The 13,096-nt window shown below is 66.2% G+C and carries 12 protein-coding genes and 4 tRNA genes; 7 read left to right on the top strand and 9 right to left on the bottom strand.

The genetic code is table 11. The features are described from left to right. The first annotated feature begins 110 nt into the window (after positions 1–110). The 6 genes from ACYQ2W_RS05115 to ACYQ2W_RS05090 all read left to right on the top strand — a co-directional run bounded on the left by ACYQ2W_RS05115 (position 111) and on the right by ACYQ2W_RS05090 (position 6,045). The gene (locus ACYQ2W_RS05115) at positions 111–1,031 is read left to right on the top strand and encodes a LysR family transcriptional regulator (RefSeq protein WP_459863887.1); all 921 of its coding nucleotides are present in this window, start codon (positions 111–113) and stop codon (positions 1,029–1,031) included. Between the two features lie 359 nt (positions 1,032–1,390). Next, on the top strand, positions 1,391–3,082 hold the full coding sequence (locus ACYQ2W_RS05110) for a hypothetical protein (RefSeq protein WP_459863885.1): 1,692 nt from the start codon (positions 1,391–1,393) through the stop codon (positions 3,080–3,082). 314 nt (positions 3,083–3,396) lie between these two features. After that, the gene (locus ACYQ2W_RS05105) at positions 3,397–3,750 is read left to right on the top strand and encodes a nuclear transport factor 2 family protein (RefSeq protein WP_459863883.1); all 354 of its coding nucleotides are present in this window, start codon (positions 3,397–3,399) and stop codon (positions 3,748–3,750) included. 58 nt (positions 3,751–3,808) lie between these two features. Beyond that, positions 3,809–5,233 carry a TrkH family potassium uptake protein gene (locus ACYQ2W_RS05100; protein ID WP_459863881.1) on the top strand — a complete coding sequence of 475 codons (1,425 nt, stop codon included), beginning with the start codon at positions 3,809–3,811 and terminating at the stop codon, positions 5,231–5,233. A gap of 107 nt (positions 5,234–5,340) precedes the next feature. After that, entirely contained in the window at positions 5,341–5,841 is a 501-nt protein-coding gene (gene tpx, locus ACYQ2W_RS05095; protein WP_459863879.1) for a thiol peroxidase, read from the top strand. A 119-nt stretch (positions 5,842–5,960) separates the two neighbouring features. Continuing rightward, positions 5,961–6,045, top strand: a tRNA-Leu gene (locus ACYQ2W_RS05090). A gap of 175 nt (positions 6,046–6,220) precedes the next feature. Here the strand turns inward: ACYQ2W_RS05090 and ACYQ2W_RS05085 are convergent. The 9 genes from ACYQ2W_RS05085 to ACYQ2W_RS05045 form a co-directional block, all read right to left on the bottom strand. Beyond that, positions 6,221–6,296: transfer RNA gene (locus ACYQ2W_RS05085), tRNA-Gly, on the bottom strand. A gap of 6 nt (positions 6,297–6,302) precedes the next feature. Further along, a tRNA-Cys gene (locus ACYQ2W_RS05080) sits at positions 6,303–6,376 on the bottom strand. Positions 6,377–6,467: 91 nt separating this feature from the next. Then, positions 6,468–6,543: transfer RNA gene (locus tag ACYQ2W_RS05075), tRNA-Gly, on the bottom strand. Between the two features lie 64 nt (positions 6,544–6,607). Further along, positions 6,608–7,165 (bottom strand): CDP-diacylglycerol--glycerol-3-phosphate 3-phosphatidyltransferase, encoded by a 558-nt coding sequence (gene pgsA / locus ACYQ2W_RS05070; RefSeq protein ID WP_459863877.1) that lies wholly within the window; start codon positions 7,163–7,165, stop codon positions 6,608–6,610. Continuing rightward, positions 7,165–9,009, bottom strand: coding sequence for an excinuclease ABC subunit UvrC (gene uvrC / locus ACYQ2W_RS05065; RefSeq protein WP_459863875.1), 1,845 nt, complete (start codon positions 9,007–9,009; stop codon positions 7,165–7,167). The genes pgsA and uvrC overlap by 1 nt, the downstream gene beginning before the upstream one ends. A gap of 48 nt (positions 9,010–9,057) precedes the next feature. Further along, positions 9,058–9,696 (bottom strand): uracil-DNA glycosylase, encoded by a 639-nt coding sequence (locus tag ACYQ2W_RS05060; RefSeq protein ID WP_459863873.1) that lies wholly within the window; start codon positions 9,694–9,696, stop codon positions 9,058–9,060. 102 nt (positions 9,697–9,798) lie between these two features. Then, positions 9,799–10,449 carry a UvrY/SirA/GacA family response regulator transcription factor gene (gene uvrY / locus ACYQ2W_RS05055; protein WP_459863871.1) on the bottom strand — a complete coding sequence of 217 codons (651 nt, stop codon included), beginning with the start codon at positions 10,447–10,449 and terminating at the stop codon, positions 9,799–9,801. A 315-nt stretch (positions 10,450–10,764) separates the two neighbouring features. Next, entirely contained in the window at positions 10,765–11,538 is a 774-nt protein-coding gene (locus tag ACYQ2W_RS05050) for a 23S rRNA (adenine(2030)-N(6))-methyltransferase RlmJ (RefSeq protein ID WP_459863869.1), read from the bottom strand. A 111-nt stretch (positions 11,539–11,649) separates the two neighbouring features. Further along, positions 11,650–11,859 carry a hypothetical protein gene (locus ACYQ2W_RS05045; protein ID WP_459863867.1) on the bottom strand — a complete coding sequence of 70 codons (210 nt, stop codon included), beginning with the start codon at positions 11,857–11,859 and terminating at the stop codon, positions 11,650–11,652. 275 nt (positions 11,860–12,134) lie between these two features. On the opposite strand from ACYQ2W_RS05045, the gene ACYQ2W_RS05040 reads away from it, so the two are divergent. After that, positions 12,135–13,064 (top strand): AEC family transporter, encoded by a 930-nt coding sequence (locus ACYQ2W_RS05040; RefSeq protein WP_459863948.1) that lies wholly within the window; start codon positions 12,135–12,137, stop codon positions 13,062–13,064. Positions 13,065–13,096 lie beyond the last annotated feature (32 nt).

The following is a 13,096-nucleotide window of genomic DNA, read 5'->3' as shown; positions in this document are numbered from 1 at the left end:
GCGAGAGGAGTATGGTGAGCGCTTGACGACAAATAAAATTGATTATAAATATTCTAAACATTAACTTTTGTTTATAGTCAATCCAATCCCCCAAAGACCCCAAAACCACCATGCATTTCACCTTTCAGCAGTTGCGCATCTTCGACTCGGTGGCGCGCCACCGCAGCTTCACCCGCGCCTCGCAGGAGCTCTTCCTCACCCAGCCGGCGGTCTCGATCCAGATCAAGCGGCTGGAGGAGAACGTCGGCCACCCGCTGATCGAGCAGGTGGGCAAGCGGCTCTTTCTCACCACCGCCGGCGAGGAGCTGCACCGCGCCGCCCGCGAGATCCTCGACCGGCTGATCGAGCTGGAGGGGAACCTCGACGAGCGCCACGCCAAGGTGCGCGGGCCGCTGCGCATCTCGGTGGTGACCACCGCCAAATACTTCATGCCCCACCTGCTCGGGGCGTTCCTGCGCGAGCACCCCGACGTCGAGCCGAGCTTGACCGTCACCAACCGCGCCAAGGTGCTCGATCGGCTGCGCGAGAACCTCGACGACCTGGTGGTCATGGGACAGGTGCCCGACGAGCTGGAGCTGAACGCCAGCCGCTTCCTCGACAACGATCTGGCGGTGGTGGCCCACCCCGACCACCCGCTGTGCAAACGCAAGCGGGCGATCCCGTTGGAACGGATGCTGGAGGAGCGTTTCCTGGTCCGCGAGGCGGGTTCGGGGACCCGCTCCGCGGTCGACCGGCTGTTCGCCGGGAAGGGGCTGCGTATCACCCCCTACATGGAGCTGGGCAGCGGCGAGGCGATCAAACAGGGGGTGATGGCCGGGCTCGGCGTGTCGGTGCTGTCGACCCTCAGCTTCCGCCTGGAGCAGGCCTCGGGGCTGCTCGCGGTGCTCAAGGTGGAGGGGTTTCCGCTGGTGCGCCCGTGGCACTGCGTCCATCCCAAGGGGAAACGGCTGTCGAAGACCGCGCGGACCTTTCTCGATTTCCTGCTCAACCGCGGCGAGGGGCTGCTGGAGGCGACCGATCGATCCGCGTGACGGGTGGATTTACAAATGCAAATACTGGCGATAAGAACAATTAACTTTGGAGTGTCGCCGCTTTCCACTAGGCTCGTTGGGAACCACCCTACGTAATGCTCGGCGGCGGCGGGAAGCCGACGGGTCTCGGGAGCAGGCTTGAGGCCGCGTAGGAGCGGCCCCGAGGCCGCGATGGCGCCCTTTCCGCCGACCTCCGCGGGTCTCTCCCGGGCACGGCGCTCCGCAGCATCGCGGCCTTGGGGGCCGCTCCTACCGGCGGGGGAAGGAACCGTCGCCTGCGGGGGGTCTTCCTACCCTACGTATTCGCTTCGAGGGGGAGATTCGGTCCACGGAGGGCATCCCCCCGCAGAGGTAACCAGATGATCGTACTGCCGAGCGGGCTGGTCGTCGGCATCACCAGCGAACGGGCCCGCTACCACGCCACCCGCCAGGGCATCCGGGTCAGCGCCGAGACGCCGGTGGAGACGCTGTGGCGGCTGGTCGACGTCGTCTACCTCGACGGCGACCCCGAGGGCCCCTCGCGCCGCCACCGCTTCACCGGCCACACCCTCGCCGAGGGGGGGTGGCTGGCGCGCTGGAAGGCCGCCGACCGCGCCGCCTTCCGCGACTGGCTGCAACGCAGCGAGCAACGGCGCGAGATCGAGGGCGCGCGGCGCAAGATCATCTACGACACGCTGCCCCAGGGGGTGCTCAGCCACCCCGCGCCGGAGCGCCTGTTCAGCGTGCTGCGCCGCCGGGTGATGGCGATGGAGACCGCCGCCGCCCCCGCCGCGCAGTGGCGCAACACGCTGCTCAACCTCACCCGCGAGGGGCTGCGCGAGGAGGAGCTGCGTTGGTCCGGGGTGCTCGACTTCCTCGACGGTGAAGCCGCCGAGCGAACCGACAAGATCAACCGCGAGGAGGTGATCTCGCGCATCGACTTCTCGCCGCTGCGCCTGGAGCTGACCACCGAGCTGATCCGCGACCTCCAGCCCCGCCTCCCCTTCAACGAGACCGCCGCGCTGCTCGATTGCCGCGAGCTCGCCGGCAGCGGACTGCGCGGCAAGGCCGGCGAGGTGGCGGTGGTGCGCCACCTCGCCCTCCCCCTGCACTACCGGGTCGGCTACCTCAAGGCCCCCGCCGCCGCCGCCCCGTGCCGCTGGTTCGCCCTCGACCCCTACGGCCGCGCGGTGAGCGAACCCGGCGACCCGGCGCAGGCCGACTACCCCGATGCCGCCGGCGCCATGGCCGCCGCCGCCCGCCACGCCCGCCACCACTACGGCCTGCGCAACGGCATGCACCCCAGCGACAAGTACGCCTTCATGACCCTGCACGGCGGCGAGGCCTACCGCGAATGGCTGCTCACCCTGCCGGAGTACGCACCGTCGCACTTCACCCCGCACTTCACCGAACGCAACGTGCTGCTCCACTTCCGCACCAAGGAGCGGCGCGATCTGGACGGAAAGCGGCTGCTGCACATCGAGGAGATCCAGAGCGACTGGCACCAGCAGGCCGCCCGCGCCGCCCGCGGCCACCCCTGGCGCACCTCGATCCCGCGCGCGCCGTTCACCCGCGAGTGGCCGCTGCTGGCCCTCAAGCTGATCCTGATCCACGCCGTGGAGCGGGGCTGCGCCGGGCTCTCGTGGACCCCGGGAGCGATCCAGCAGCTGCGTTTCCAGAGCGACGCGCCGGCGCTCGCGCGGCTCTACGACCGCGACATCCCCCGTTACCTGGCGCGCCTCGCGCGCCCCTGGGAGGGGCGCATCGGCACCACCCGCATCGCCACCCGCGAGCCGTGGATCAGCGCCTGGCGCAGCGGCGCCTACTGGTCGGTGCGCGACAAAGGGGGGCGCTTCACCACCCGCAAGCGGCTCTCCAAGGAGCAGGCGGTGGCGCTATGCGACCGCCACAGCCGCCGCCTGGTGCTGGAGGTGCCGCGCTTTCTGATCCCGCAGGGGATGCGCGAACGGATCGCCACCGACGGCCTGCCGCGCTTCGGCGAACGCTTCGTCGAAAAGGCACGCAATCCGCTCCACGAACGCGGCCTGCTCCCCCGACCGGATGCCCCGTAGGGTGCCACCGGATCTCAACGCCGGCACCCGCGCCAATCGACACGCCGTTGCCGACCGAAAGGCCCGGTGGGTTACGGCGCGCACCGACATCGGGGCAACCCCAACCGTCGAACCGTTGCGCGCCTAACCCACCCTACGTCTCACTCAGGGTGCGAAGTGTCGAACCGTCCGTACCGCCCGGCGGGTGCTCTCCCGCTCACGGCAGGTCGGTGTCGCCGACAAATGCCGACCATCGTTTCCCCGGATGAGACGACCCCGGTAGAATCCGTGCGGTGACGGCAAAAGGACGGGCGAAAATTGGGGAGGCAATCCATATGAACAAAGAACAAGCGCAAACGTTCGCCGAAGAGTGGATTGACGCCTGGAATTCCCATGATCTCGACGAGATCCTGTCCCACTACAGCGACGATTTCGAGATGTCGTCCCCGGCGATCATCCAACTCACCGGGGAGGCCAGCGGCGTACTTCGGGGAAAGGCCGCCGTCGGTGAATACTGGTCGGCTGCGTTGAAGAAATTCCCGGATCTGAAGTTTACGCTGCGGCACACCCTTTGCGGCGCGAACAGCGTGGCCCTCATCTACGAGGGGGTTCTGGGCCTTTCAAACGAGGTGTTTCACTTCGGAGAGGATGGAAAGGTCATCCGCGCCTACGCCCACTATGATCTCTGACGCTCCCGCGCCCACCGCACCGATCCATCCGTGATCCCGGGAACGCCCCGATACCCCCATGACCTCCACCCTGCGCCCCCTGCTGCTGCCGATCCGGCCGACGGTCCTGCTCAAGTACCTCGGCCAATTGGCGCTCCCCCTCAGCGTGCTGCTGGCGGTGCCGGTGGCGGTCGCCCTGCTCTGCGGCGAGGAGGCCTTCGCCCTGCGCCTCACCCTCGGCGCGCTGTTGCCCACCGCGCTGCTCTCGCTGGCCGGGCGCCTCCCCTCGCCCACCGCGCCGATCCAGCCCAACGAGGCGCTGGCGCTGTCGGCGATCAGCTTCCTGCTCGCCCCCCTGTCCCTGGTCTACCCGCTGTCCGCCCAGGGGATCGCACCGCTCGACGCCCTGTTCGAGGCGGTCTCCGGGGTGACCACCACCGGGCTGACCACCCTCGGCAGCCTGCAGGGGCTCGACCCCGCGCTGCTCTTCACCCGCGCCTGGCTGCAGTGGTTCGGCGGCCTCGGCGTGGTGGTGCTCACCCTGGCGCTGCTCGCCGGCCCCGGCCCGGAAACCAGGCGGCTCGCCGGAGCGACGTGGGAGGAAGACGACCTGGCGGGGAGCACCCGCGCCCACGCCCGGCGGGTGCTCACCGTCTACGCGACCCTCACCGCCGCCGGCGTGCTGCTCCTCGCCGCGCTCGGCCTCTCGCCGTTCGAGGCGCTGCTGCACACCCTTACCGCGGTCTCCACCGGCGGCTTCTCGCCCTTTGACGCGAGCCTCGGCGGGATGACGCCGCGCGCGGTGAGCGGGGTGATGGTGCTGATGTTCTGCGGCGCGTTGCCGCTGACCCTGCTCCACCCCTCGCCGGGCTGGGCGCCGTGGCGCAACGTCGAGTTCCGCGCGCTCGCCGTGGCTTCCCTCGGCGTCGCCGCGCTGCTCTGGTGGTGCTCGGATCTCACCCCGTTCGCCGCGCTGTTCCAGGCCATCTCGGCGCAGACCGGCACCGGCTTCTCGACGGTGTCGATCGCCGCCCTGCCGGCGGATGCCAAGGGGGTGCTGATCCTCTCCATGTTCATCGGCGCCGGGGTCGGCTCCACCGCCGGCGGGATCAAGCTGCTGCGGCTGCTGATCCTGCTGCGGATGTTCCAGCTGATGCTGCTGCGCACCCGCCTGCCGCGCCACACCGTGCTCCCGCCGTCGGTCGGCGGCCACCGCCTGGAGGAGACCCAGATCACCCGCGCACTGCTGATCATCGCGCTGTTTGCGGTGCTCGTCTTCCTCTCCTGGCTCCCCTTCCTCGCCGCCGGCCTGCCCCCCCTGGACGCGCTGTTCGAGGTGGTCTCCGCCACCGCCACCGTCGGCCTCTCCACCGGCATCAGCGCCCCCGACCTGGACCCGCTGCTCAAGGGCGTGCTGATCTTCGACATGCTGGCCGGCAGGGTGGAGATCCTGGCGCTGCTGGTGCTCCTCGCGCCTGGCTCCTGGATCAGACCCGGCCAATAGTTTACCAATTCACTATTGAATACCCGGAAACCGCCCCCCATACTCCTTCGGCAACGGGCCCCGCGCGGGCTACAACCCACCCAGCATGAAGAAGAAGGAGTCGCCCCATGGCCGCCATCACCCTCAAAGGGAACCCTTGCAACACCAACGGCGAGCTGCCCGCCGTCGGCACCGCCGCCCCCGACTTCACCCTCGTTGCCGCCGATCTGAGCGATGTCTCACTGGCCAGCTATGCCGGCAAGAAGAAGCTGCTCAACATCGTCCCCAGCCTCGACACCCCGGTCTGCGCCACCTCCACCCAGAAGTTCAATGCCGCCATGGCCGGCAAGGAGGACGCGGTGGCGCTGGTGGTCTCCGCCGACCTGGTATTCGCCCAGAAACGCTTCTGCGGCGCCGAGGGGATCGACAACGTGGTCACCCTGTCGATGATGCGCGACCGCAACTTCGCCCGGGACTACGGCGTGCTGATCACCGACGGCCCGCTGGCCGGGCTGTGCGCCCGCGGCGTGGTGGTGACCGATGCGGACAACCGGGTGGTTTACACCCAGTTGGTGCCGGAGATCGGCGAGGAGCCGGACTACGACGCCGCCCTCGCCGCCCTCGGCTGAAAACGGTGACCGCACGCGACGCGCGGCGGTGAACGCAGAAGGCCCGGTCGCAGGACCGGGCCTTTTTTTGATGGTTGCGTCTCCAACTCCGGGAATCGCGCTGTTAGAATGCCCGCCGCGCCCCGGTGGCGAAACTGGTAGACGCAAGCGACTTAAAATCGCTCGACGCAAGTCGTGCCGGTTCGATTCCGGCCCGGGGCACCATCTTCTTCCCTCTTTGCACGACCCGTCCTCCACGCCGTGCCACATCCATCGCGGCCTCGGGGCCGCTCCTACAGCGGCCAACAAGCCTCCCCGCGTTCGCATTCCCAATTTCTCGAAATAAAAACGCGAAAGCCCCCCTCGGCCTGTGGCCGAGGGGGGCTTTCGCGTTTTTATTTGGAGCGGGAAACGAGACTCGAACTCGCGACCCCAACCTTGGCAAGGTTGTGCTCTACCAACTGAGCTATTCCCGCATTGTATGGAGGCTGAGCCCGGAATCGAACCGAGGTACACGGCTTTGCAGGCCGCTGCATAGCCACTCTGCCACTCAGCCTAAGTTTTCCGAACCGCCACCCCGTTTCGAACCGGGGCGACGCCTCTGAAAATTGAAAACCCCGGCCGTTCAACCGGGGTCTTCGGAATCCTGGAGCGGGAAACGAGACTCGAACTCGCGACCCCAACCTTGGCAAGGTTGTGCTCTACCAACTGAGCTATTCCCGCCCGAAGAGGCTGCATATTTTATGCACGCGGACTTCGATGTCAAGCGTTTGCAACAGAGAATTCTTCAGCCCTTCTTCAGCTCCGGCCAGGCGGCACGCAGGTAGATCATCATCGACCACAAAGTGAGGCCCGCCGCCACCTGGAGCAGGAGCACCCCGGCGGGCTGCACCGGCAGGCCGAGGAGCGGTTCGCGGTAGAGCAGCAGCAGCAGCGCCAGCATCTGCGCGGCGGTCTTCACCTTGCCGACGTAGGAGACCGCCACCGCCGCCCGCTTGCCGATCTCGGCCATCCACTCACGGAGCGCGGAGATGACGATCTCGCGGCTGACGATCACCAGCGCCGGCAGCGCCACCCACGGCGAGGGGTCGGCCTGGACGATCAGCACCAGGGCGACGGCCACCATCACCTTGTCGGCGACCGGATCGAGAAAGGCGCCAAAGCGGCTGGTGAGTCCCATCCTGCGCGCCAGATAACCGTCGAGCCAGTCGGTGAAGCCGGCGGTCATGAAGGTCAGCGCCACCGCCTCATTGGCCCACGGATAGGGCAGATAGAAGAAGAGAACGAACAGCGGGATCAGCGCGAGGCGCAGAAGGGTAAGCTGGTTGGGGAGGTGGAGCTGCATCAGTGGTCGGGGTCTTCGTGGAAGGCGTCGTAGACCTTCTGCGCCAGGGCGCGGCTGATCCCCGGCGCCTTGGCCAGGTCTTCGACCCCGGCACGGGCGATCTCCTGCAGGCCGCCGAACTGCCTGAGCAGCTGCTGGCGCCGCTTCGGTCCCATACCGGGGATCCCCTCAAGGGGCGAGCTGCGGCGCGTCTTGGCGCGACGCTGGCGGTGGCCGGTGATGGCGAAGCGGTGCGCCTCGTCGCGGATCTGCTGGATCAGGTGGAGGGCCGGGGAGTCGGCCGGCAGTATAAGGGGGCTCCTGCGGCCGGACAAGGAACCGGAGAGGAACAGCGTCTCCTCACCGGGCCTGCGCGCCTCCCCCTTGGCCACCCCCACCAGGGCGATATCGAGCATCTGCAACTCCTCCAGGACCTCTTCGGCCACCCCCATCTGCCCCTTTCCGCCATCGATGAAGAGGATGTCGGGGACCCTGCCCTCGCCCGCCTTGATCTTGGTGTAGCGACGGGTCAGCGCCTGGCGCATGGCGGCATAATCATCGCCCGGCGTGATGTCATTAATATTGAAGCGGCGGTAGTCGGACTTGAGCGGCCCCTCGCCGTTGAACACCACGCAGGAGGCGACGGTGGACTCGCCCATGGTGTGGCTGATGTCGAAACACTCCATCCGGACGATCGGCTCGTCCAGGCCGAGGATCTGCTGCAGCAACTGGTAGCGGCGGTTGATCCCGGCACGGCTGGCGAGGTGGGCCTGCAGGGCATTCTCGGCGTTGCTCACCGCCATCTTCAGCCAGCGGGCGCGGTCGCCGCGCAGGCGATGGGTGATCGCCACCTTGCGCCGTGCCTGCTCGCCGAGGGCGTGCTCCAGCAACTCCCGCTCGTCCAGGGCGACGTTGACCAGAATCTCCGCCGGCGGCGGGTGGCCCAGGTAGTACTGGGAGAGGAAGGCGGAGAGTACCTCGGCGGTGTCGCTCCCCTCGGGCATCTTCGGGAAGAACGCCTTGTTGCCGAGGTTGCGCCCGGCGCGGACGAAAAAGAGCTGGACGCAGCCGACGCCACCCCCGGCGGTGACCGCGACGATGTCGAGATCCCCACCCTCCCCCTCCACGTACTGGCGCTCCTGCACCCGGCGCAGGCTGACGATCTGGTCGCGATACTCCGCCGCCTCCTCGAATTCCAATCGCTGGGATGCCGCCTCCATCCGCTTCACCAGCTCGTCGATCACCCGGTTGTTCTTCCCCTCCAGAAAGAGCACGGTGTGGCGCACGTCGTCGGCGTAGCCCTGTGGGGTGATCTTGCGCACACACGGTGCGGTACAGCGCTTGATCTGGTACTGGAGACAGGGGCGGGAGCGGTTGCGGAAGAAGCTGTCCTCGCATTGGCGGACACGGAACAGCTTCTGCAGCAGGTTGAGGCTGTCGCGCACCGCCAGCGCCGAGGGGAAGGGGCCGAAGTAGCGCCCCTTGCCGCGCCGCGCGCCGCGATGGACCGTGAGACGCGGATATTCGCCGTCGGAGAGGTAAATGTAGGGGTAGCTCTTGTCGTCGCGCAGCAGCACGTTGTAGCGCGGCCGATGCTCCTTGATCAGCGACTGTTCGAGGATCAGCGCCTCGGTCTCGGTGTTGGTGACGGTGATCGCCATGTCCCGGACATGGGAGACCAGGGCGTGGGTCTTGATGGTCAGGCCGCTCTTGCGGAAGTAGCTGGAGACCCGCTTCTTCAGGTCCTTCGCCTTGCCCACATAGAGGATCTCCCCCCCTTCGCCGAGCATGCGATAGACGCCGGGGCGGTGGGTAAGGGTCTTGAGGAAAGGCTGGGGATCGAAGGAGGGGATGGGCTCGGACATCGGTTTGGGCGTCGGGGACTCGCAACGAGCCGAAATAGAACGAACCAGCTACGCCAGCAACCCGCGCGCACGTTCGAACACCTGATGAAACATCACCTCGGTCAAGCGCTTCGTCTGCGTGTTGTAGCGGCTGCAGTGGTAGGAGTCGAGCAGGTGCCGACCGTCCGGCAGGGCGTGCAGCACATTGTGGCCGAACTTGTAGGCGGCCGCCTTCAACCCGAGGGAACGCAGCACCGCGTTGTGGGCAAGTGAACCGAGGGCGAGGATCACCGCCCCCGCCGGCAGATCGGCCAGCTCCGCCCGCAGGAACGGGTTGCATTGGCGCACCTCCGGTCCCGTGGGCTTGTTCTGCGGCGGCAGGCACTTGACCGCGTTGGTAATCCGGCAGCCGGTCAATTCGAGACCGTCACCGAGTGCGGTGGAGTGCGGATGATTGCCGAAACCGAAACGGTGGAGGGTGTCGTAGAGCAGCACGCCGGCGTAGTCGCCGGTGAATGGACGACCGGTGCGGTTGGCACCGTGCATCCCCGGGGCGAGGCCGACCACCAACAGCCGTGCCCGATCGTCACCGAAGGGGGCCACCGGACGGGCGTGGTAACCGGGATGTTCGCCCTGCACCTCATCGAGGAAGGCGGCGAGACGGGGACAGGCGCGGCAGTCGCCGTCAAACCAGTCGCGTTTGCTCATGACGGAGTCGGCCAGGGAGAGTCAGATAGGGACGGGAGTTTACCACAGCAGCCAAACCGGCCAGCGGCAAACGGAAAAACGAACAGCCGGCGGCGCACCCGCCTACTTGACCTCTTTCGGGCCTTCGATGATGCCGTGACGAATCGCCAAATGGGTGAGTTCCACGTCGTTGGCCACCGCCAGCTTGTCGTAGAGGCGATATCGGTAGGTGCTGACGGTCTTCGGACTGAGACAGAGCTTGTCGGAGATCTCCTGGGTCTTCTGCCCCTGCGTGACCATCAGCAGCACCTGCATCTCGCGCTGGGAGAGCTTATCGAAGGGAGAACCGCTCTTGCCCGCGATGGTGGAGAGTGCCAGGCGCTGGGCGATGTCGGTGCCGATGTAGCGCTCCCCCAGGCAGACCGATCGAATCGCGTCAACCATCTCCTCCACCGCACACCCCTTGGTCAGGTAACCGGAGGCGCCGGCCTGGAGCAGGCGGCTGGGATAGGGCTCCTCGTCATGCACCGATAGGATGATGATCTTCAATGCGGGGTAGAGGCCGAGCAGCTTGCGGGTCGCCTCCAATCCCCCCATTCCGGGCATGGTGACATCCATCAGGATCACGTCGGGCTGACGCTTCTTGACCAGTTCCAGCGCCTCTTCACCACTGTTTGCCTCGCCCACCACCTTGATCCCGGAGGCGTCATCGAGGATGCGTAATATGCCGGTTCTTACCAGTTCGTGATCATCGACCACCAGAACGTTAATCATCCTTCCCCCTAAGGCACCGAAACTCAGCATCTGCTCCCGAAAAGCGCTGACCGACAACAGCCGTGCCACAGGTCAAAAAATTAATCATGGCTTTCCGCACACAAGGAGCATCGGCGATTATTCACTTTCGCGCCGATCACGGCAACCCCTAATTTCCATTTGAAATCCGGCAGTTAGAATCCCACCCCCCTCATCAACAAATGCTTACAGACGATGTAATCTTTTTCTTACACAGACGACAGCCTAAAGCCTACGTAAAAACACCCGCCATCAACGCTTTGTAGAATATCGCCTATTCCCTTTGCAGGAAATTGCCTACCCCTTCCACCCCACAATCCGCCGCAACTCGACCGCCGCCTCGGAAACCAGGGGAAGAATATCGAGAGAGCAGATGATCCGACAACCGCAGATCCCATCCCGCCACGGGATCCACTGCGCAGACTCCGCACCGTACCACCGGCTCGTCTCGTCGAGCAATCGCCTGGAGGCCTCCCCCTCCTGCCCCGCCGCGGTCCCTCGCCGGGGCACCCAGCAGAGAAACGGTGCCCCGCGGCGGCTCAACCGACTGAGCACCTCAACGATGGGCGACAACTCCAACTGAACCGGATCCACCAGAACGAGATCCTCTCCCGCGCCGTCCTGGATGCCGCAATAGCCGTCACCTTCCAGCACCTCCACACCGTCCATCGCGGAAAAATGGGCCTGTAGCGCGTCGACGACCGGTGGGGAACGCTCCCACAAACGCATCACCGGAACGCCGCCGGCGGCGGAAACGATTCGATGGACCAGCAGACTCGAACCGGGATAGAGAGAACCGGGGATCGGCGGACACTCCCCCAGGGCATGCACCCAATAGGACGTCAGGGGAGATGCGGCGGGCGGGGGATGGCTCATCACTCCCGCACCGAGACGCCATTCGCCTCCCACCGCAAGCTGGTAGATGGGGTAACCGGTATGAGTCTCGGCGTAGGAGAAACCGCCTCCCTTCGCCGCCTTCCATCGAACGACATGGGCGAGAAGCGCGTGCTTGAAGAGATCGCCGGGATTGCCGACCTTGAGACGATGATCGTAGTCGGTCGTGGCGTTCATGGGGACAGCATAGCGCCGGGAATGGCGGGCCCTTTCCAAGGACGGCAACGCCGCATGAGCGCATCGGGGAGGACTCCCGCAGGGTGTACAGCCCCGCAATCGATGGCCCTTTCAGCGATACAGCGGACAGGAGACATCCCTGGAGATCGACTTCAGTTCGAGATAGGTGTGCAGGAAGGAAAACAGCGAATCCGGAATCCGCTCGCCCCCAGCGAGCCACCCATCCACCTCCGACTCGGGGACGTCGATCAGCGCAGCCAGCCGCGGGACAGACAGGCCCGCCTGCCGCATCAGGTCATCCAACTGCTCACTACGATTCATCGAGAACGACCCGCGTCACCCCATACCGCCGCGGATCGCGTACAACACAATCCCGACCACGACTGCCAGCACGATCAGTTCGATCACGGGCCGCTCCCCAATATCTTGTGGATCAGTATTTTAATTAACTCTTATCTGGCTGCCTAGGTAATTTTCCCCACCCGCCAATCCGCCGCCGATTCGCCGATAGCGGTCGCTATCGGCGAATCGGCGGCGGATTGAAGGGAAAGGGAGATAGAATGCTTCCATCCGATCCACGACACCCCGGCACCCCCTTGATCGACGTACTCCTGCAGATGGCCGCGCTGATCGCCTGCGGCTCCCTCTGGCGCCGCTTCCACCCCCTGGGCCTGGATGCGGACACCATGCGACGGGCGCTTACCGGGCTGGTCTACGTCCTGCTGCTGCCTGCGCTGGTATTGTCGGTGTTGTGGCAGACACCGATCGGCGCGGAGAGCGCGCTGATTGCCCTCGCCGCGGCAGGCGGGGTGTTGGTCGCCCTGGCGGCTGCCTGGGGAATCTATCGCCTCACCCCGCTCGACGCCCACCGGCGGGGCGCGCTGATCCTCGCCGCGGCCTTCCCCAATGCCACTTATATGGGGCTGCCGGTACTCTCCACCACCTTCGGCGACTGGGGCAAGGGGGTGGCAATCCAATTCGATCTGTTCGCTTGCACGCCGCTGTTACTCACCGTGGGCATCCTGCTGGCGCGAGCCCACGGCAACGGGGGAGATGGAGAAAATCCGCTGCGCGCCCTGGCCAAGGTCCCGCCGCTGTGGGCAGCGGCGGCGGCCCCGCTACTCAACCTCGGCGGGGTGCCGATGCCGCCGCTGCTCGTCGACCTGCTGAAGATGATGGGCGGAGCGGTGGTACCGTTGATGCTGATCGCCGTCGGCATGGGGCTACGTTGGGAGAGCCTGCTCCCGGAGCGCCTGCCGGTGCTGCTGCCGGTGCTGTTGCCGACGCTCACCATCCGACTGCTGCTGATCCCGCTACTGGTGTGGCAGATGGCGGGATTTGCCGGTGTCGAGGGACAAACCCTCACCGCGGTGGTGCTGGAGGCGGCAATGCCGAGCATGGTGCTCGGCATCGTGCTCTGCGACCGCTACCACCTCGACACCGCGCTCTACGCCATGGCGGTGACGATCTCGACAGCGCTGAGCCTGTTCACGCTGCCGTTCTGGTTCGGGCTGGCCGGAGGGTGACAGGTGACAGGTGACAGGTGACAGGTGACAGG

The sequence above is a fragment of the Endothiovibrio diazotrophicus genome (assembly GCF_054657215.1).
Note: the sequence above shows the minus strand (reverse complement) of the source record. Positions and strands in the feature narration are given on the sequence as shown.